The following is a 17,326-nucleotide window of genomic DNA, read 5'->3' as shown; positions in this document are numbered from 1 at the left end:
GTGTTTCCTTAAACGTGCAGGTTGAAGTCGGCGCGCAGTGTAACCAGCGCACCCTGGCGCGCGCCCGGCTGCAGGAACACCAGCTGGCGCCCTGTCGCTTCATGTTCGATTTCGTAGCTGCCAGCCTGGATGGCCGGCTGCGCGGCGGCAGAGAACAGCACCGTGAACTGGCTTACTTCCGCGCCGTCGGGTGCGAGCTTCGAGGCTTGAACCCGTTCCAGCTTGATTTGCAAAGCGCGGTGCTCAGGGTGGTTCAGCCAGAAAACCTGGCCCACCAGGCCCTCGGCAGCGGCACGGCTCCAGCCAAAGCTGCTACCGTTTTCGTCCGCAAGGACTGCCGGTGCGCGCAAGCCGAGGCCCGCGGCCAGCAACGAACCGCCACCTGCCTTCAGCAAGGTGCGGCGCGAAGTTACTCGATCATTCATTGTTGTTCTCCCATTCCATGGTCCGGTGCATGCCGGACACCACGGTTTCTTTGAAGCCGAGGCGGCGATACAGCGCCTCGGCTCGGTTATTCAGTGCTACATGTAAGCGCAGCGGCAGGCCTGCGTCGGCTGCTTCCCGCTGCAAGCCGCGCAGTTGCGTGCTGCCGATGCCTTTTCCCCTCCACGCCGGCATCAGTGCGATGTCGACCAGGTGCAAAGCGCCACGCGCCCGCGCCACAACGCGCCTCCCGGCAGGAAGTCCGTCGACTTCGATGATGTCGCAGCGTGCAGCCGGGTAGGCTTGCAGGTACGATTGCCGCTGCGCCTCGAACTGCATGGCGAGCAAAGTCTGCAACATGCCCTGGTCCATGCCGGCCAACCCCAGCTCCGACCCGCGGACTTCGCCGGACAGCGCGCGCAGGAAAGCGCGGTCCGCCGCAGTCTCGCTGCGCAGCGTCACATCCATCAGGAGCGCGGCGGGAACACGCCCTGCAGGGCGATGCAGAACAACAGGCCCAGGTAAGGCTGGCGGTTGTTATGCGGTTGGTCGCCACCAGACGGCGCCAGCACTTCCGGGCGCATCTGCAGCATGCCGGCCGTGGTCTTGCTGTAGATCTGGTTCATCGCGCCGGACTTGGCGAAGCCGCTTGAGCCGCTTGGTGCCAGCTGGTTGGCCGTGACGGTGGTCGCTTGCAGGTTATGGGCGTGCGCCGGCATTTCCGATTCGATCAGGCTGACCGTGGCGCTGCCGCCCTGTTGGCCGAGGTCGCGCAGCGACAGGCCGGCCCCTTGCCCAGGATGCAGCGGTGTGCGGCCATTCAGGTCGGGCAAGGCAAAAGTCGATTTGCCGTCGCCGCCATAGGTAGTGCCCAGCAGGGAAAACAGCGCCGTGTTCTGCGAGATCGGCAACAGTTGGCCGTCGCAGGTGGCCCAGCCGGTTGGCGCGAAGTTGCTGGCAAACATGCGGATTTCCGCAACAAATGGTGAACTCATCGGAAGGTCCTCAAGACTGCTGCGGAAATACGCCGTACAGCGAGATGATGAAATTGACGCCAAGGTAAGGCGCCATATTGTCGTGCGGTTGCGATCCACCGGCCGGCGTGATGGCCCCTGCCGCCATCGGCTGCACATTGTTGTCGGACGTGCCGTACATTGCCGTGCCGCCCGCCACTGTCGCTGCCGGGTAACCGGTCAGATTGGTAAAGGCGCCGCTACCGCGTTCGGTGCTGCCAACGATCGCGTGGGTATGGCTGGGGATCTGTTGCGAAGTCAGGGTCACGCTCTCGGCCCCGCCCATTTCGCCGATGGCGAAGGTGCGGCCTTGCAGGCTGCCGGAATGCAGCGGCACGCGGCTGCGCATGTCGGGCAGCGCAAAGGTGGACTGGCCATCGCCGCCATAAGTGGTGCCGATCAGTGTGAACAGGGCGTCGTTTTCGGAGATGGGCAACAGCTGGCCATCGCAAAAGGCCCAGCCGGCCGGTGCGAAATTGCCGCCGAACATGCGGATTTCGCCGATAAAAGGATTAGACATGGTCGGTTCCGCTCAGTTCTGGCTAGGGAAAATGCCCTGCAGCGCGATAATGAAATTCAGCGTCAGGTAGGGTTGGGTGTTCTCGTGTGGCTGCGCGCCGCCGGTGCTGGACACCTGGGTCGGCACCAGCCCGGTATTGGGCGAACCATTGAAGACATCCGCAGTCAGCCGACCCTTGCGCGCCAGCAATGCGCCATTCGGATCGCTGGTGTTCGCGATGGCCGTGCTGGTACCCAGCCGGTGGTTGTGCGTAGGTAATTCGGCATGCGACAGCGTGTGCACAAACGCACCACTGGCCTGGCCCTGGATAATGCCGGCACCGACATGCGCCGGCACGCGGCCGCGCAGGTCCGGCAGCGCGAACGTGGTTTGCCCATTGCCGCCGTAGGTGGTCCCCAGCAGGGAGAACAAGGCCTGGTTCTGGTTGATCGGCAAAAACTGCCCATTGCATAAAGCCCAGCCTTTCGGCGGGTAATTGAACGAGACAAGCTTGATCTCGGCCAAGTATGGCTCTGCCATATGGTCTCCTGGTGAGGTTAATTGTTAAATACGGCGTGATACTGCACTCCGCCGCTGTGACGCGCCGCAGGAACGATGAAAATTGCCAGATCGTCATCACCAGCACGTTCCAGGATGACGGTTTGCTGTTCGAGCTCCGCGGTGGCAGGACCCTGAAAAGTCACCGAAAAAGCTTGCGGATGGGCCGTTGGCTGAACTTCGGTCAAGACCAAGGACAAGGCTGAGCCAGCTATGGAGAACTCGGCCCCGAGGCGGGCCTGGAAATAGGAGACAACTGTCGACACGGCAATCTTGAAACTTTTCTATCGTTGAAAAATTTCACATTGTACGATTATTTTTCCTTGATCTGTATTACATTTTTGCAATAAAGCTGAAACATTAGAAATTTCCCGAAGCGGCGCCAAGGTTCTATGGTTCGGCTACAACAGGCGCCCCAAATAGTTAAACGCTAGTGAAAGCAGAGTTTATACTTGCCTGAATGCAGCCCGCTTCCCCAACGGTGTCACTCAACATGTGCCGTGCGCTTCGCCACCCGATTCTTGCGGCACTGCTTGCCGCATCGCACGCCTGCGCCGCCCCCACGGTGGTGGTCGGCGCGGAGGATGACTGGGCGCCCTATTCATCGGCGCCGCAGCAGCATGCGCAGGGATTTGCGGTCGATGTGGTGCGCGAGGCCTTTGCCCTGGCAGGCGTCAAGGCGCAATTCAGGGCCCTGCCCTATTCCCGCTGCATGGCCGAAACGCGCAGCGGGCAACTGACGGCATGCTTCGACGCAGTACCGAACAGCCTGACCCGGCCGCTTTACCTGTGGCCCCGGATGCCCCTGTTTTCGACCCGCATGAATATCTACGCGCGTTCAGGTTCCCGCCAGCGCGGCCTGCGGGCCAAAGACCTGGAGGGACACACGGTCGGCGTGCAGCGCGATTACGAATATGGAGAGGAATTCGACGTCAATACGCGCATCAGGCGCCGCGTGGTGGACAAGAACGAGCATGGCTTTCGCATGCTGCTGGCTGACCGCATCGAATACATGGCAGCCGAAGAACGCATCGCCAACGCCCTGTTCCGTAGCAAGCCCGGCGAATTCGCCGGCCGCTTCACGCTGGTGGGGACTGTCGCCACACCCGACCTGTTCATCGCTTTCAGCAGGACCGCGCCTGGCAGCCGCGAGATGCTGGCACGCTTTAACAAGGGATACGGCAAGCTGCTCAACTCGCCCCGTTACAGGCAGATCGAGGAGCGGTGGTTCAAATGACCCGCTCGATCGCCGCCCGCCTGCTGCGCATTATCTTCGGCTGCTACTTCATCGTGACGGCGGTAGTCACCGTCATCCAGTTGACCGCGGAATACAAACACACCCGCAGCCGCGTCGAAAGCGAGATCGAGGCCATGCAGCACACCTTCGGTCCCGGTATCGCCGACGCCATGTGGCGCTTCAACGACGACATCATGCGCGGCATACTGGCCGGCATGAAGGAGCTGCCGATCGTGGTCGGCATCAAGGTGGTCGACGAACAGGGCAAGCTGGTGCGTGCAGTCGGCACGGTGCTCGACGAACAGGGCAAGCATATGCAGGCCCAGCCCGACGGCCGCCTGGCGCCGCCCCAGCGCAACGATGGCCTGTTCGGCCAGATCTTCAGCCGTGAATTCCCCATTTCATACAAACTTGAGAACGGCACGCCGCAGGAAATCGGCAGGTGGACCGTCTACTCGAACCGGCGCATCATCCTCAGCCAGGTGGAATACGGTTTCTTCCTGATCCTCGTGAACTCCGTGATCAAGACCCTGGCGCTATGGTTCATCTTCGTGCTGGTGGTGCGGCACTGGCTGGGCAAGCCGCTGCAGCAACTCAGCGACTATGTCGGCCAGCTGACCATCGACAACCTTGGCAGCCAGCCGCTGGCGTTAAAGCACGGCGGCAATACGGAACTGGACCTGCTGGCCAACAAGATCAACGAAATGCGGGAGAACATCCTGGCCGGCCTGTCGGAAAGGGCCGTGCTGTACCAAGAACTGGCGGTCCTCAACGAATCGCTGGAGCGGCGCGTGGCCGAACGGACGGAGGCGGCGCGCCATGCACAGGACGAACTGGCGCGCAGCGAACGCTTGGCGGCCCTGGGCTCGATGGTGGCCGGCATAGCACATGAACTGAATACCCCGATCGGCAACAGCCTGGTTGCCGCCAGCACCTTGAATGACAAGGTCCACGCCTTGGGCCAGCGTTTCGAAAGCGGCTTGCGCCGCTCGGACATGCAGCAATTCCTGGAAGAAGCCGACGGCATCGGCCTGCTCCTGACGCGCAATATCGACCGCGCGGCCAGCCTGGTATCGAGCTTCAAGCAGGTCGCAGTGGACCGCGCCAGCTCGCAGCGCCGCAAGTTCGACCTGGGCGCCGTGATCCAGGAAAACATGAATACCCTGTCGCCGGTGCTGCGCAAGACGCCCTATGAGGTAACGGTGGACGTGGCGCCGCTGGTGGCAATGGACAGCTACCCCGGCCCGCTTGGCCAGGTGCTGGCAGCCCTGGTGAACAACGCCATCATGCATGGCTTCCACAATCGCGGCCATGGCAGGCTGTCGATCACGGTGCCGGTGCCGACCGACGACTATGCCGACATCATCATCGGCGACGACGGCGCCGGTATCGCGTCCAGCCACCTTAACCGGATCTTCGACCCCTTCTTCACCACCCGCATGAGCGAAGGCAGCTCAGGGCTGGGCCTGAACATCGTGCACAACATCGTCACCACCATCCTGGGCGGCAAGATCCACGTCGACAGCATGCCCGGCGTCGGCACCACCTTCCGCATCACCATCCCGCTCGATGCGCCGATGCACCACGAAGAGCCGATTATTCCGCGGGCCTGAGCAGCACCGGCACTTCCTTGAAGGCCGGCGTAGCCGAACCGCGCGCCACCAGCGCCGGGGAAACCAAGGGCGTCAGCTCAGGGAAGTAGCCGAATACGTCGCCCTCCGGCACATCGTATTGCACGAGCTGGTAGCCGCAGCACTTGCGCGCGATGCCGTCCGGCGCGGCGGCGTGCACGTCGACCAGTTGGCCGTCGCGCAAGCCAAGGCGCGCCATGCTCGCAGCGGAGATGAACAGTACCTTGCGCGTATGGTGCACGCCACGGTAGCGGTCCACCTCGCCCGTGGTGTCGCGGTAGACGGTGGTGTTGTACTGGCGGTGCGCCCGCACGGTTGCCAGGCACAGCACCTCGTCGCCGAAGGCGGCACGGGCGCGGCCCATGATGGTGTCCTGCGGCAGCGCAATGGCGGTGAACTGCGCCTTGCCGCTGGCGGTCTTCCAGTCGCGGTTGCGCGCACTGTTCGGCAGGTGGAAGCCGCGCGGTTGCGCAATGCGGTCGTTGTATTTCTCAAAACCCGCCACGGCGGTGCTGGCGACCTGCTCGATCAGCGAGCGCGTTACGCTGTAGTCGCTGCCCATGGCCTGCCAGTCGATACCGGGCAGTGCGGCGCCGGCCAGCGTGTGGCGCGCCAGCTCGGTGACGATATGCGGCTCCGAGCGCAGCCTGGCGCTGGCGGGGTCGCTGCGCCCCGCCGAAGCATGCACCATGCTGGCCGTGTCCTCCACGCTGACGAACTGGCGGCCGCCCTCCTGCTCGTCGCGCTCGGTGCGGCTCAGGCAAGGCAGCAGCAGGCCGACCCGGCCCGGATGCAGGTGGGTGCGATTCAGCTTGGTTGCGATATGCACCGTCAACTGCAGCCGTTCCATCGCTTGCAGTACGCGCGGCGTATCCGGCCCGGCCACGGCAAAATTTCCGCCCAAGCCCAGGAAGGCGTGCACCGAACCGTCCATGATGCCGTTGATGGCGGCCACCGCATCGAGTCCATGCTGCGCCGGTGGCGTGAAGCCGAACACGCGCTCCAGGCCTTCCAGCCACTCCTTCTTCGGCCGGTTGGTCACGCCCACCGTGCGGTCGCCCTGCACGTTCGAATGGCCACGCACCGGCATCAGGCCGGCGCCGGGCCTGCCGACATTGCCGCGCAGGAGCATCAGGTTGACCAGCATCTGGATCGTCTCGATCGCATACTCATGCTGGGTCAGGCCCATGCACCAGGTGGCGATGGTGGCCCTGGAAGCGATATAGATCGCCGCCGCCTTTTCGATCTGCTCGCGCGACAGGCCGCTATCGTGCTCCACCTGCTGCCACGACTGGCCGCGCACGGCAGCGGCAAACTCTTCGAAGCCGCTGGTATGGCGCGCGATGAAATCACGGTCCAGCACCTTGCCGCCCGCCTCCTCCGCCTCCAGCACGGCCTTGCACATGCCGATGATTGCTGCCAGGTCGCCGCCCACGCGTACCTGGAAATACTCGCTGGCGATGCGCGTACCGCGCCCCGTCAGGGTCTCAACCGGCGACTGCGGGTCGGCGAAACCGCGCAGGCCCGGCTCCAGCATGGGATTGAAAGCCGCGATACGGCAGCCGCGCAGCGAGGCCTCGCGCAGGTCGCCCAGCATGCGCGGGTGATTGGTGGCAGGGTTCTGGCCGAACACGAAGATCGCCTCCGCGTGTTCGAAATCCTCACGCGTGACGGTCGACTTGCCGACGCCAAGCGTCGTGCCCAGCGCCATGCCGGACGACTCATGGCAATAGTTCGACGAATCGGGCATGTTATTGGTGCCGAAAGCCCGCGCAAACAACTGGTAGGGGAAAGCCGCCTCATTGCTGCTGCGGCCGGAGGCATAAAACACCGCGCGGCCCGGCGCATCGAGCGCCCGCAGCGCACCGCCGGCCAGCTTGAACGCCTCATCCCACTCGATCTCGCGGTAGGTATCGCTGGCGCGGTCGTACAGCATTGGCGCGGTCAGGCGGCCGAAGCCCTCAAGTTCCCACTCTGCGCGCTCGCGCAGCGCCGCCAATGGATTGGCCGCAAAAAACTCCGGCGTTGCGCGGCGCGCCGTCGATTCATGTGCAATCGCCCACGCGCCCTGCTCGCAGAAATCGACCGCCTTGTCACTGGGCGAATCCGGATATGCGCAGCCCGGGCAATCCACCCCGCCCGGCTGGTTCAGCTGCGGCAAGACCTTCAAGGCCGGCAACGCGCTATTGCTGCGCAGAGCCTTGGCGGTGCCGTGCAGCGAGCCCAGGCCGCCAGCGGGTTTGTCATAGAAACGAATCGGATGCTGCACAGGAATCTCCAGCCATTCTGTCAAGGCGGCGATGTTAACATATGAAAGTCGGGGTCAGCTCCGGCAATCGGACATTTCGCTGCGCGAAATGTCCGATTGCCGGAGCTGACCCCGACTTTCACGCTGCTACTGTTGAGTTGTCTTGGGACAACGAGTGGTGTGCTGCGGTAGCCCGGGCGGGCGCATTGATTTATACTGCGCCTGCGCCTTACCCCCGCGCAACGTTTCCCTCTGGCCAAACCCTCGCCTGGCATTTTCCCTTTCAGGGGACGGTTGTGCGCCAAATTCCCAGACTCCGGACTTTCAAGTTCAAGATTGCTGCCCTGCTGGTGCTGATGGTCATGTTGGCCTCTGCGCTGGTGGCCGGCGTTTCCCTACTGGTGGCCGAGCAGGAAATGCGCAAGGTAATCGCCGCACAGGAAATGTCCATGCTGGCGAGCGCGGCGGCCTACCTCGACCGCGACATCACTTCCAAACAGCAAGTTCTGCGCCTGCTGGCCGAGAGCATGCACGCCGAGCCGGTTGCACCGTCCAAGGTCCAGGCCCAGCTCGAACTGCGCGGCGCGCTGCGCGATGAGTTTTTCAACGTCACCGCTTACGATCCCGACGGCAAGCTGGTGGCCAACCTGCAGGACCGCCGCATGATCGGCAAGCTCAACAGTAAGAACCGGCAGTACTTCCGCGATACCGTCGCCGCCCAGGAAGGCATTGTTTCGGCCCCGTTCCGCAGCGTGCTGTCTGGCCGCCCGGTGCTGGCCATTACCCAGCCCGTGTTCGGTCACGATGGCCGCATCGACTACATCCTGGTCGGCACCATCGACCTGCAGCGCCCCGCCTTTGCCGGCCAACTGAACGCGCTGCGCGGCAAAGCCGAGGGCTATCTCTTCATCCTCACTGCCGACGGCACCACCTTGTACCATCCCGACCAGAACCGCGTGCTGAGCAAGGCTGCCGGCCCAGGCACCCTGGGCCACGCCGTGCTGGCCAATGTCGACGGCTGGCGCGATGATGCGGTCGATGAGGGCCAGCCAGTGCTGCTGGCGCACAAGCGCCTGCACAAGGCCGACTGGACGATCGCCGTCTCCTTCCCGATCAGCGATGTCTTTGCTTCCATGACCGCCCTGCGCTGGCGCGCCCTGGCTACCGCCTCGGTGGCGGCCCTGGCCGCCGGCCTGGCGGCATGGCTGTTGCTGCGCGCCCTGCTGGCGCCCCTGTACCAGCTGCACGGCCAGGTGCGTGCGTTCGGCCGCGGCGACATCGACATTGAACAGTTCAATTCGGGCAAGCCCGATGAGTTCGGGCACCTGAGCCGCGCCTTCTACCAGGTTGCGCGCCAGCAGCAGATGGCTGAACGCAACCTGCAGCGCCTGGCCACCACCGATCCGCTCACCGGCGCCCACAACCGCCGCATGTTCGACGAATTCTTCCCCCAAGCCTTGAAGCGCGCCATCCGCGCCGGCCAGCAGATCGGCCTGGCCGTGCTCGACATCGATTACTTCAAGGGGATCAACGACAATTTCGGCCACCAGGCGGGCGACGCCGTGCTGGTGCAGTTTGCCGGCCGCCTGCGCCATGCCGTGCGCAGCACCGACACCGTGGCGCGCATCGCCGGCGACGAATTCGTGATCGTGTTCGAGCACCTGGAGGCCGGCCACGACGTCAACCTGCTGGGCCAGAAAATCGTGGCGGCCATGCAAGCGCCGTTTGAAGTCAATGGCCGCCCGCTCAACGTCACGGCCAGCATCGGCATCGCGCTCACGACCGAGTTGCCGGCCGATGTGGACAAGGTGATGTTGGCCGCCGACCAGGCACTGTACTGCGTCAAGGCCGCCGGCCGCAACGGCTTTGCGGTCAATACCGTCGGCGCCGAGCGCATTCTCTCGGTCCGCGACTTCGCCGCCCCGGCTAAAGCGGACAAAGGCGAGAGGAAGAACTGGCCCTCCAGCCGTTTCTGATCAATGGCGCGGCGGAATGACCGCCGGCCGCACCTGCGACTGCGCCATGCCGGCCATGCTGCGGCATTCGCTGGCGCAGCGGCGGCAAGCGATCGCGCAATCCTTGCAATGCTCGTGGGTGTGCTGCTCGCACTCGTCGGCACAGGCATCGCATATCTCGGCACATGCCTCGCACAGGCTTGAAGCCAGTTTGCTGCCGCGCTGCATCAGGCCGACGCATACCCGGCAGACCTGGGCGCAGTCGATATCGGTGGCGATGCAGTGCGCCAGGCTGGTCACGTCCTGCTCCTGCAGGCAGCTGGCGGCGCAATGGTCGCAGGCGGCGGCGCAATCGTTGCAGGCTTCAATGCAGCTTTGGTACTGTTGCTGGGTCATGACGGCCTCCTTTCGGAAAGGGCCAGACTAGCACTCGCCCGGGTTGGAGCGCGCACCGCTTGTCCCATGCGGAATTCGCCCACCAGCGCCACCAGTGTGGCCGCCTGTTGCTGCAAGCTTTCCGCCGCCGCGGCTGCCTGCTCGACCAGCGCCGCATTTTGCTGCGTCACCCCATCCATCTGGCTGATGGCCTGGTTGACCTGGCCGATGCCGTTGCTTTGTTCGCCGCTGGCCGCGCTGATCTCGTTGACGATATCGCTGACGCGGCGCACGCTGGCCACTACCTCGTCCATGGTAGTGCCTGCCTGCGCCACCAGCGCACTGCCGGCTTCCACTTCGCCGACCGAGCTGCCGATCAGCTCCTTGATTTCTTTCGCCGCCGCCGCGCTGCGTTGCGCCAAGTTGCGCACCTCGCTTGCCACCACCGCAAAGCCGCGGCCCTGCTCGCCCGCGCGCGCCGCTTCCACTGCTGCATTCAGGGCCAGGATATTGGTCTGGAAAGCGATGCCGTCGATCACGGAAATGATGTCGACCACCTTGCGCGAGGAATTGTTGATCGAGGCCATGGTATCCACTACCTGCGACACCACCTGGCCGCCGCGCGCAGCCACTTCCGAGGCCTGCGCCGCAAGCTGGTTGGCCTGGCGTGCATTGTCGGCGTTCTGCCGCACCGTGCTGGTCAGCTGCTCCATCGTGGCGGCGGTCTGCTCCAGCGCGCTGGCCTGCTGCTCGGTGCGTGAGGACAGGTCGGTATTGCCCTGCCGGATTTCCGTGCTGGCCGTGGCCACGCTCTCCGACGATTCGCGCACCCGCGCCAGCACCGAATGGATTTTGGCGACGAAGGTATTGAAGCCGGTGCCGATGACCGCCAGTTCATCCTTGCCCCGTACTTCCAGCCGCGCCCCCAGGTCGGCGTCGCCGCTGGCCAGGCCGTTCATCGCGTCGGCCAGTTCGCGCACCGGCCGCATCAGGCGGAACAGCACTGTCACCAGGATCAGCCCCATTGCCACCGCGCAGACCAGCGAAACCAGCAAGGTATATTTCAGCAGGTCGCGCGCCGGCGCCGTCGCTACCGCATGGGGGAAGCTCATTTTCACCGCCCACGGCGCGATGTCCGGATGCAGCGTCAGCGGCTGCAGCAGGTGCACCATGTCGGCCTTGTCCGTGTATTCGTAAGGCCGGCCGGAGCGGATCGCCTCCAGGCCTTCCTTCGGGATGTCGCCGGCCGGCTTGCCCACCAGGGCTTCTGTGGGATTGCTGGCATACAGCCCGCCATTCGAGACCAGCGACAAGCGTCCGCCCTCGATCGACTTCAGGCCTTTGAGGATTTCTCCCAGGCGCGTCAGCATGAAGTCGGCGCTGGCGGTGCCGCGGAACTCGCCGCCGATCATGATCGGCGCCACCAGTGAGGCCATCAGCACGTCCTTGCCGCTCACCGGATAAGAATATGGCTCGGTGAAGAAGACCTTGCCGGTTCGCTTGGGAATATCGTACCAGTCGTTGGCGCCCGGCTTGGGGTCGAACACAATGGGCTCGACGTTGGTGCCGCCGCCCGCCGCCTTGGTGTAATAAGGCATGTAGCGGCCGCTGGCATCGAACTCCGGCTTCTTGTCGGCGTATTCTGCATCCCTGTTGTCCAGTGCATTCGGCTCCCAGGTCACCGCGCCGCCAATCAGGTCTTCCGATCCCAGCACCACGGTCTTGGTGATTTCACCGGTCTGTTCGCGCGACAGCGGCAGGTTGCTGCCGCGCGTGGCACGCTGGGTTGCGCCAAGCTGGATCACGGCCGCCAGGTTGCGGACGATGCGCGCTTGCAGGGCCGACGCGGCGGCGGCGGCCTGGGTGCGCGCCAGGTTCATCGCATCGCGCTCGGCGGTGCGGCTGGCCTCGTAGCCGGTGACGGCCGCGGTGATGCCCAGGCTGAGCACCACCAGTGCGGTCGCGGCGAAATTGATCTTGGCATTCAGCGAGAGGTTCGACAACATGTGGCGCTCCTCAGAAGGTCTTGGCGACGGTCAGGATAAAGGTGGCCTTCTCAGTGTTGGAAAAAGCCAGTTGGCCGTTGGCATCGGGCACGCCGCTGGTGTAGTCGCGATACACATTGGTAGCGCCCCAGCCGCGCGTGACGGCAGCCGCAATCGACCAGCCGCCTTGCAGCGTCTTGGTAACGCCGGCCTTGGCATCGCGCCAGTCCCAGATCCTGTTGCCGGCGCCGCCCACGCGCGCATCGCCGGCATGCAGGTTGAGCGTGTAGCCATTGCCCAGGTCCTGGTTCAGGCCGATGTCGAGATAGCGCGTGCCGCGGCCATGCGTGATGCCGAAGAAATGTGGGCTGACCGTGTAGTTGTATTTGACGTAGGCGGACTTGTAGGTCAGTCCCAGCGACAACTCGGTGTAGTTGAACGTGGTATCGGTGGCGCTGACCCGAGCGCCGGGATACAGGTACTGGTAGAGGATCAGGCTGTAGCCGATATCGCCTCTGCTTGCGGAATAGCCGGCGTATAAGTCCCATTCGATCCAGGCGTCTTCGATGAACTTGTCGCTGACATTGGAAGCCCAGGTACCGGCAACCAGGCCGCTGGGATGGACATAATCGATGCCAAGCTGCAGCGCCGGTTTGTCCCAGGTCTGCCGGATGCCGCGCGAGACGTATTGGCTGGCAAACGTAACAGTAGTGGTAAGGGATGGCGCCGGTGGCTCCTGCGCCATGACTGCGTGCGGCAGCAAAGCCGCCAACCATAAGCAACGTTTCATCGCGCCCTCGCTTTCTTATTGTTCGGGGAGATGCAAACAATACTATCAGGCTATCCGTACCAACTCCAAACGATACTACGCTGCAACAGCCTTGCGTGCGTGTTTTACACGATACATGGCCTGGTCGGCCAGTTCGATCAGCCGGTCCATGTCCTGCCCGTCTTCCGGGCTGATGGCGTAGCCGATGCTGGCGCCCAGCCGCAGTGCACGGCCTTCGAATTCAAACGGGGCGCCGATGGCATGGGTGATGCTGTTGCACTTGTTGCCGACGCTATCGCGGTCGCGCACGCCGCACAGGATGATGCCGAACTCGTCGCCGCCCAGGCGGGCTGCCAGGTCTTCCTGCCGCAGCTCGCGCGAGATGCGTTCGGCCACCTGGCAGATGGCGGCGTCGCCGGCGCGGTGGCCCAGGCTGTCGTTGATTGCCTTCAGGCCGTCCATGTCGATGTTGAGCACGGCCACGCTGCTGCAGGCGCGGTTGGCTTGCGCCAGTTGCTGGCGCAGGCGGTCATAGAACAGTGCCCGGTTGGCCAGGCTGGTCAGGGCATCGTGTGTGGCGCGGTAATACAGGTCGCTCGATTCGTATTGCACCGCATGGTAGATGGCGGCGCCGATCAGTTCCGACAGCAGGCCGAGGATCTGCGCCTGGTAGGCATCGAAGGCATCCACATGCGGTGCGCCGACCTTGAGCACACCGACCGTCTCGCCCTCATGGCGCAAAGGCACCACCAGCATCGAACGCAGGCCGACCTTGCGGCAGGCGGCGCGGTCGACCCGGGGATCGGTCTCGGAATCGTCGCATTGCAGGATCTGGTCCTGCGCCACGCACAGGCCGGACAGGCTGCCTTCGCGTTTCAGGCGCAGCCCGAGCGCACCTTCGGCCACGCCGGCCGTGGCGCGGTACACCATATCGCTGCCTTCGGCCAGTTCCACCACCGCGGCGGTGGCGCCACACAAGGCGCCGGCGCGCTGGCAGACCAGCTGCATCACGCCGCCCAGGTCCAGGCCCTGGCGGGCAATATCAGTTTGAAGATTGATGATCTCCAGCAATATTGCCGGATTCAAGTTCGGTGCACTCATCTTGCCGCGGCCACAAAATCTCACACATTCTCACGCTCCAATTCTAAGTGTGGCTGTGACCGGTTGGCAATGTTTTTAACTTCTTTAATGCTAGCTTGCGCGGCTGCGGCCCGGGCCTTGCGGTGCAGGGCGCGGCGGCCCAGCCATAACACCAGGCCGGTGACCATGAAGGCCAGCGGCGCCAGTCCGCTGAACGAGACCAGGACCCGGCCCGCCATGCCGAAAGCTTCGCCGGTATGCAGCGGGAACTGCCAGTTGAGGAAGGTGTCGCCGGAGGCCGCGGTCAGCGGGTCGCGTACGCGCAACACCGCACCGCTGAAGGTGTCCACGCTGACGCGGGTATTGCCGTCGCCTGCCCGGATTTCTCCTTCCTGGCGCATGCGGATCTCATACGGCGCCTTGGCCGAGCCCAGCGTCACACGCGACAGGCGTCCTTGCGGCACGCGCTGCTGCGCGATTTCCAAGGCGGCAGCGACATCGATCGGCTGCCGTCCCGCGGCCGGGCCATTGGCTACCTTGCCATTGTGTTCGAGGGTGGCCACAGCCCCCACTACGGGCCGCACCCAGTCCGGCAGGTTCATGGCCATGCCGGTGAAGCCCAGCACAGCCAGCACCGGCGTCATGAAGAAGCCCGCCGAGCGGTGGAAGCTGTAATTGAACTGGCGCGACGTCACGCCGCCGCGCACGGTGAGCGACTTGCGGAAGCTGGCAAGGGTGTGCTTCGGCCACCACAGCGCCAGGCCAAGCAGCGATGTGAGCATGAGCAGCAAGCCGCTGATGCCGATCACGGTCTTGCCGAATTCGCCGGCCAGCATATAGCGGTGCAACTGGAACAGGGTCGGCATCAACAGTTCGCGCGACACGCCGATCTCGCCGTAGTTGCGCTCACCGAGGATGTCCAGCGTGTAGCGGTCCAGCATGACCTGGCGCGAGATGTCGTTGTCGAAGCTGCCCTTGTCCTTGTTCGGCTTGCGATACCAGGCCACGTAGACGTCATCCGCCTCGAACGGCAGCATCAGTGTGGTCGGCTTGCCATAAGCAGGATCGGCGGCCAGGCGGTCGAATGCAGCCTGGGCCTGGGCCGGGGTTGGCGCGGCATCGGCCTTGCCTTGCCCGCCGCGCGAATGCAACAGGCCGGGATTCAGCGCCGCATCCAGCTCGTGGGTCCATGCGATCACCACGCCGGTCAGGCCGGCCATGACAAATATCGCCCCGAATACCAGGGACACATACAGGTGGAGATCGCGCAGTCGTGCACGCAGCAAGCCGGTCAGCATTTTTAACGTCAGCAATAAAATGTTTGAAATTATAAATGAGAATGATTATCATTGCTGCCTTCTTTTGTATCTTTCTGTTTAGGAGTCACTCCATGACCACATTAAATCCCCTCACCCGTGCCGTGGCACTGGCCTGCATCGCCCTTCCCGGCGCTGTGGCAATGGCGCAAGAAGCCGGCGAGCCGATGAAGGAAGTGGTCGTGACGGCAACCCGCAACAGCAAGAGCGTGGACAAGATCCCGGGCGCGGTAAGCGTGATCTCGCAAAAGGAACTCGAAGCGCAGTACCTGCTGGCAGACGATCCTTCCGCCGCCCTGGCCACCTACATCCCCGGCTACGCTCCAAGCCGCCAGAAAATGAGCTCCACCGGCGAATCGCTGCGCGGTCGCGCCGCCCTGATCCTGCTGGACGGCGTACCGCAAACCAATCCGCTGCGCGGCGGCATGCGTGAAGGTTATGTGGCCGACACCGCCATCATCGAACGCGTGGAAGTGATCAACGGCGCTTCCGCCATGCAGGGCATGGGCGCCACCGGCGGCATCGTCAACTACATCACCAAGTCGGCCAAGACCGACGGCACCACCCATAGCGTGAATGCGCGCCTGTCGTCCCAGCTGCGGCACGACAGCCTGGACTGGAAGACCGGCTACACCCTGCAGCACAAGTCGGGCGACTTCGACCTGCTGGCATTCGGCAGCATCCAGCAGCGCGGCCTGGGCTATGACGGCCAGGGCCGCCCGCTCGGCATCGAAACCGTGCAAGGCGACACGATGGACTCCGAAGGCACCGACCTGTTCTTCAAGATCGGCAAGAACTTCGGCGAGCAGCGCCTGCAGCTGACCATCAACCGCTTCCGCATGGAAGGCGATGGCGACTACGCCCCGGTCCCGGCCAACTTCGCCAATGGCACCCCGACCAGCGCCACGCCAGGCACGCCGCCAGGCGCGCCGCCACGCAACAAGGTCGAGACCAGCAGCCTGGAATACCGCCACAACGACGTGCTGGGCGGCAGCTTCAACGCCCAGTTGTTCAAGCAGGACTTCGCCTCGCTGTACGGCGCTACCAACACCGCCACTTTCCAGGACACGGCGCTTGCGCCGCGCGGCACCCTGTATGACCAGTCCGAGGTGGTGGCCGACAAATACGGTGCCAAGCTGACCTACGTGCGCCCGGATACCCTGGTCAAGGGCCTGGAATTCACGGCCGGTCTGGACTACCTGCGCGACCGCACCAAGCAATGGCTGGCCGGCACCGGCCGCACCTGGGTGCCGACCCTGGACTTCACCTCGCTGGCCCCGTTCACCCAGCTCGAATACGAGTACGGCCCGCTGACAGTGCGCGGCGGCGTCCGCCATGAAGACGCCAAGCTCAATGTCGACACCTATACCACCCTGGCAGCCTACGGCAGCCGCCTGGTACGGGGCGGCGAACGCTCCTTCACCAAGAACGTGAAGAACATCGGCGCCGTGTGGCGCTTCGACCAGAACTGGTCGGCCTTCGTATCGAGCGCCGAAGGCTTCGGCCTGCCGGACGTCGGCCTGGTGCTGCGCGCCGTGAACAAGCCTGGCCAGTCGGTCGACCAGCTGTTCGACATGCAGCCTGTCATCACGCGCAACAACGAGATCGGCGTCAACTGGCGCGGCGCCATGGGCAACGTGGGCGCCTCCTTCTACGACTCGCGCTCCAAGCTGGGTACCGCGCTGCGCATCAACGCCGCCGGCATCGGCCAGCTGGACCGCGTTCCGACCACGGTGCGCGGCTGGGAAATTTCCGGCGAACTGCGGGCATCGAAAACGCTGTCGGCCTTCGGCTCCTTCGCCCGCACCATGGGCAAGACCGCCACTACCGCCGGCGCGCCGATGGACGTGGCGCTCGGCGCCCGTTCGCAAGGTCCGACCAAGCTGGTGGCCGGCACCAACTGGCAATTCATGCCGAAGGCAAACCTGCGCCTGCAAGCGGCCAAGCTGTTTGACCGCGACATCAACGAAGGCCGCATGGTGAACACGTCCAACCTGGAAGAACACTTCAACGGCTACACCCTGTTCGACCTGGCCGCCGGCTACGACTCGCCATGGGGCAAGCTGGGCGTGGGCATCGAGAACCTGACCGACCGCCAGTATGTCGGCTACTACCCGCAATCGGTCAGCTTCAAGGACACCGGGGCGCATTTCGCCGGCCGCGGCCGCACCCTGTCAGTCAGCCTGACGCGTTCGTTCTAAACAACACACCCGCGCGCGGGACTGAGGTATACTGCC

General features: G+C 64.1%; 16 protein-coding genes. 4 read left to right on the top strand and 12 right to left on the bottom strand.

Annotated elements, in window-relative coordinates; translation table 11 throughout:
* Nucleotides 1-8 precede the first annotated feature (8 nt).
* The 6 genes from ACWBU6_RS13200 to ACWBU6_RS13175 are packed head-to-tail and all read right to left on the bottom strand — an operon-like array spanning nucleotide 9 to nucleotide 2,759.
* Nucleotides 9-425, bottom strand: coding sequence for a DUF6916 family protein (locus ACWBU6_RS13200; RefSeq protein WP_452649231.1), 417 nt, complete (start codon nucleotides 423-425; stop codon nucleotides 9-11).
* Nucleotides 418-891, bottom strand: a complete 474-nt coding sequence (locus tag ACWBU6_RS13195; RefSeq protein WP_452649230.1) for a GNAT family N-acetyltransferase — start codon at nucleotides 889-891, stop codon at nucleotides 418-420. The genes ACWBU6_RS13200 and ACWBU6_RS13195 overlap by 8 nt, the downstream gene beginning before the upstream one ends.
* On the bottom strand, nucleotides 891-1,418 hold the full coding sequence (locus ACWBU6_RS13190) for a phage tail protein (RefSeq protein ID WP_452649229.1): 528 nt from the start codon (nucleotides 1,416-1,418) through the stop codon (nucleotides 891-893). Before ACWBU6_RS13190 ends, ACWBU6_RS13195 begins: the two co-directional genes overlap by 1 nt.
* A gap of 10 nt (nucleotides 1,419-1,428) precedes the next feature.
* The gene (locus tag ACWBU6_RS13185; RefSeq protein ID WP_452649228.1) at nucleotides 1,429-1,956 is read right to left on the bottom strand and encodes a phage tail protein; all 528 of its coding nucleotides are present in this window, start codon (nucleotides 1,954-1,956) and stop codon (nucleotides 1,429-1,431) included.
* Between the two features lie 12 nt (nucleotides 1,957-1,968).
* Entirely contained in the window at nucleotides 1,969-2,475 is a 507-nt protein-coding gene (locus ACWBU6_RS13180; RefSeq protein ID WP_452649227.1) for a phage tail protein, read from the bottom strand.
* A 17-nt stretch (nucleotides 2,476-2,492) separates the two neighbouring features.
* A complete protein-coding gene (locus ACWBU6_RS13175) occupies nucleotides 2,493-2,759 on the bottom strand; it encodes a DUF6916 family protein (protein ID WP_452649226.1) in 267 nt (88 codons plus the stop codon).
* A 227-nt stretch (nucleotides 2,760-2,986) separates the two neighbouring features.
* Here ACWBU6_RS13175 and ACWBU6_RS13170 point away from each other — a divergent pair, with 227 nt between their 5' ends.
* Both ACWBU6_RS13170 and ACWBU6_RS13165 read left to right on the top strand, forming a co-directional pair.
* Nucleotides 2,987-3,730 carry a substrate-binding periplasmic protein gene (locus ACWBU6_RS13170; protein WP_452649225.1) on the top strand — a complete coding sequence of 248 codons (744 nt, stop codon included), beginning with the start codon at nucleotides 2,987-2,989 and terminating at the stop codon, nucleotides 3,728-3,730.
* Nucleotides 3,727-5,343 carry a sensor histidine kinase gene (locus ACWBU6_RS13165; protein ID WP_452649224.1) on the top strand — a complete coding sequence of 539 codons (1,617 nt, stop codon included), beginning with the start codon at nucleotides 3,727-3,729 and terminating at the stop codon, nucleotides 5,341-5,343. The genes ACWBU6_RS13170 and ACWBU6_RS13165 overlap by 4 nt, the downstream gene beginning before the upstream one ends.
* Here the strand turns inward: ACWBU6_RS13165 and ACWBU6_RS13160 are convergent.
* Nucleotides 5,327-7,630: an FdhF/YdeP family oxidoreductase gene (locus ACWBU6_RS13160; RefSeq protein ID WP_452649223.1), complete on the bottom strand. Its 2,304-nt coding sequence runs from the start codon at nucleotides 7,628-7,630 to the stop codon at nucleotides 5,327-5,329. The genes ACWBU6_RS13165 and ACWBU6_RS13160 overlap by 17 nt on opposite strands.
* A gap of 275 nt (nucleotides 7,631-7,905) precedes the next feature.
* Between ACWBU6_RS13160 and ACWBU6_RS13155 the strand changes: the two genes are divergently transcribed.
* Nucleotides 7,906-9,585, top strand: a complete 1,680-nt coding sequence (locus ACWBU6_RS13155) for a diguanylate cyclase domain-containing protein (protein ID WP_452649222.1) — start codon at nucleotides 7,906-7,908, stop codon at nucleotides 9,583-9,585.
* Here ACWBU6_RS13155 and ACWBU6_RS13150 read toward each other — a convergent pair whose 3' ends face one another.
* The 5 genes from ACWBU6_RS13150 to ACWBU6_RS13130 all read right to left on the bottom strand — a co-directional run bounded on the left by ACWBU6_RS13150 (nucleotide 9,586) and on the right by ACWBU6_RS13130 (nucleotide 15,071).
* The gene (locus ACWBU6_RS13150) at nucleotides 9,586-9,960 is read right to left on the bottom strand and encodes a four-helix bundle copper-binding protein (RefSeq protein WP_452649221.1); all 375 of its coding nucleotides are present in this window, start codon (nucleotides 9,958-9,960) and stop codon (nucleotides 9,586-9,588) included.
* On the bottom strand, nucleotides 9,957-11,945 hold the full coding sequence (locus ACWBU6_RS13145; RefSeq protein WP_452649220.1) for a methyl-accepting chemotaxis protein: 1,989 nt from the start codon (nucleotides 11,943-11,945) through the stop codon (nucleotides 9,957-9,959). Before ACWBU6_RS13145 ends, ACWBU6_RS13150 begins: the two co-directional genes overlap by 4 nt.
* A gap of 10 nt (nucleotides 11,946-11,955) precedes the next feature.
* Nucleotides 11,956-12,714 (bottom strand): TorF family putative porin, encoded by a 759-nt coding sequence (locus ACWBU6_RS13140; protein WP_452649219.1) that lies wholly within the window; start codon nucleotides 12,712-12,714, stop codon nucleotides 11,956-11,958.
* A 75-nt stretch (nucleotides 12,715-12,789) separates the two neighbouring features.
* Nucleotides 12,790-13,794 carry a diguanylate cyclase domain-containing protein gene (locus ACWBU6_RS13135; protein WP_452649218.1) on the bottom strand — a complete coding sequence of 335 codons (1,005 nt, stop codon included), beginning with the start codon at nucleotides 13,792-13,794 and terminating at the stop codon, nucleotides 12,790-12,792.
* Nucleotides 13,795-13,814: 20 nt separating this feature from the next.
* The gene (locus ACWBU6_RS13130; RefSeq protein WP_452649217.1) at nucleotides 13,815-15,071 is read right to left on the bottom strand and encodes a PepSY-associated TM helix domain-containing protein; all 1,257 of its coding nucleotides are present in this window, start codon (nucleotides 15,069-15,071) and stop codon (nucleotides 13,815-13,817) included.
* 92 nt (nucleotides 15,072-15,163) lie between these two features.
* Between ACWBU6_RS13130 and ACWBU6_RS13125 the strand changes: the two genes are divergently transcribed.
* Nucleotides 15,164-17,290: a TonB-dependent receptor gene (locus ACWBU6_RS13125; protein WP_452649216.1), complete on the top strand. Its 2,127-nt coding sequence runs from the start codon at nucleotides 15,164-15,166 to the stop codon at nucleotides 17,288-17,290.
* Nucleotides 17,291-17,326 lie beyond the last annotated feature (36 nt).

The organism is Pseudoduganella sp. HUAS MS19 (genome assembly GCF_053615455.1).
This window is presented reverse-complemented; position numbering and strand designations above follow the sequence as displayed.

What these genes read in the sequence shown, in the direction of transcription:
- ACWBU6_RS13200 (WP_452649231.1), bottom strand. Translation starts at nt 425, where the DNA reads ATGAATGATCGAGTAACTTCGCGCCGCACCTTGCTGAAGGCAGGTGGC.
- ACWBU6_RS13165 (WP_452649224.1), top strand. Translation starts at nt 3,727, where the DNA reads ATGACCCGCTCGATCGCCGCCCGCCTGCTGCGCATTATCTTCGGCTGC.
- ACWBU6_RS13190 (WP_452649229.1), bottom strand. Translation starts at nt 1,418, where the DNA reads ATGAGTTCACCATTTGTTGCGGAAATCCGCATGTTTGCCAGCAACTTC.
- ACWBU6_RS13135 (WP_452649218.1), bottom strand. Translation starts at nt 13,794, where the DNA reads ATGAGTGCACCGAACTTGAATCCGGCAATATTGCTGGAGATCATCAAT.
- ACWBU6_RS13195 (WP_452649230.1), bottom strand. Translation starts at nt 891, where the DNA reads ATGGATGTGACGCTGCGCAGCGAGACTGCGGCGGACCGCGCTTTCCTG.
- ACWBU6_RS13150 (WP_452649221.1), bottom strand. Translation starts at nt 9,960, where the DNA reads ATGACCCAGCAACAGTACCAAAGCTGCATTGAAGCCTGCAACGATTGC.
- ACWBU6_RS13180 (WP_452649227.1), bottom strand. Translation starts at nt 2,475, where the DNA reads ATGGCAGAGCCATACTTGGCCGAGATCAAGCTTGTCTCGTTCAATTAC.
- ACWBU6_RS13140 (WP_452649219.1), bottom strand. Translation starts at nt 12,714, where the DNA reads ATGAAACGTTGCTTATGGTTGGCGGCTTTGCTGCCGCACGCAGTCATG.
- ACWBU6_RS13170 (WP_452649225.1), top strand. Translation starts at nt 2,987, where the DNA reads ATGTGCCGTGCGCTTCGCCACCCGATTCTTGCGGCACTGCTTGCCGCA.
- ACWBU6_RS13145 (WP_452649220.1), bottom strand. Translation starts at nt 11,945, where the DNA reads ATGTTGTCGAACCTCTCGCTGAATGCCAAGATCAATTTCGCCGCGACC.
- ACWBU6_RS13130 (WP_452649217.1), bottom strand. Translation starts at nt 15,071, where the DNA reads ATGCTGACCGGCTTGCTGCGTGCACGACTGCGCGATCTCCACCTGTAT.
- ACWBU6_RS13125 (WP_452649216.1), top strand. Translation starts at nt 15,164, where the DNA reads ATGACCACATTAAATCCCCTCACCCGTGCCGTGGCACTGGCCTGCATC.
- ACWBU6_RS13185 (WP_452649228.1), bottom strand. Translation starts at nt 1,956, where the DNA reads ATGTCTAATCCTTTTATCGGCGAAATCCGCATGTTCGGCGGCAATTTC.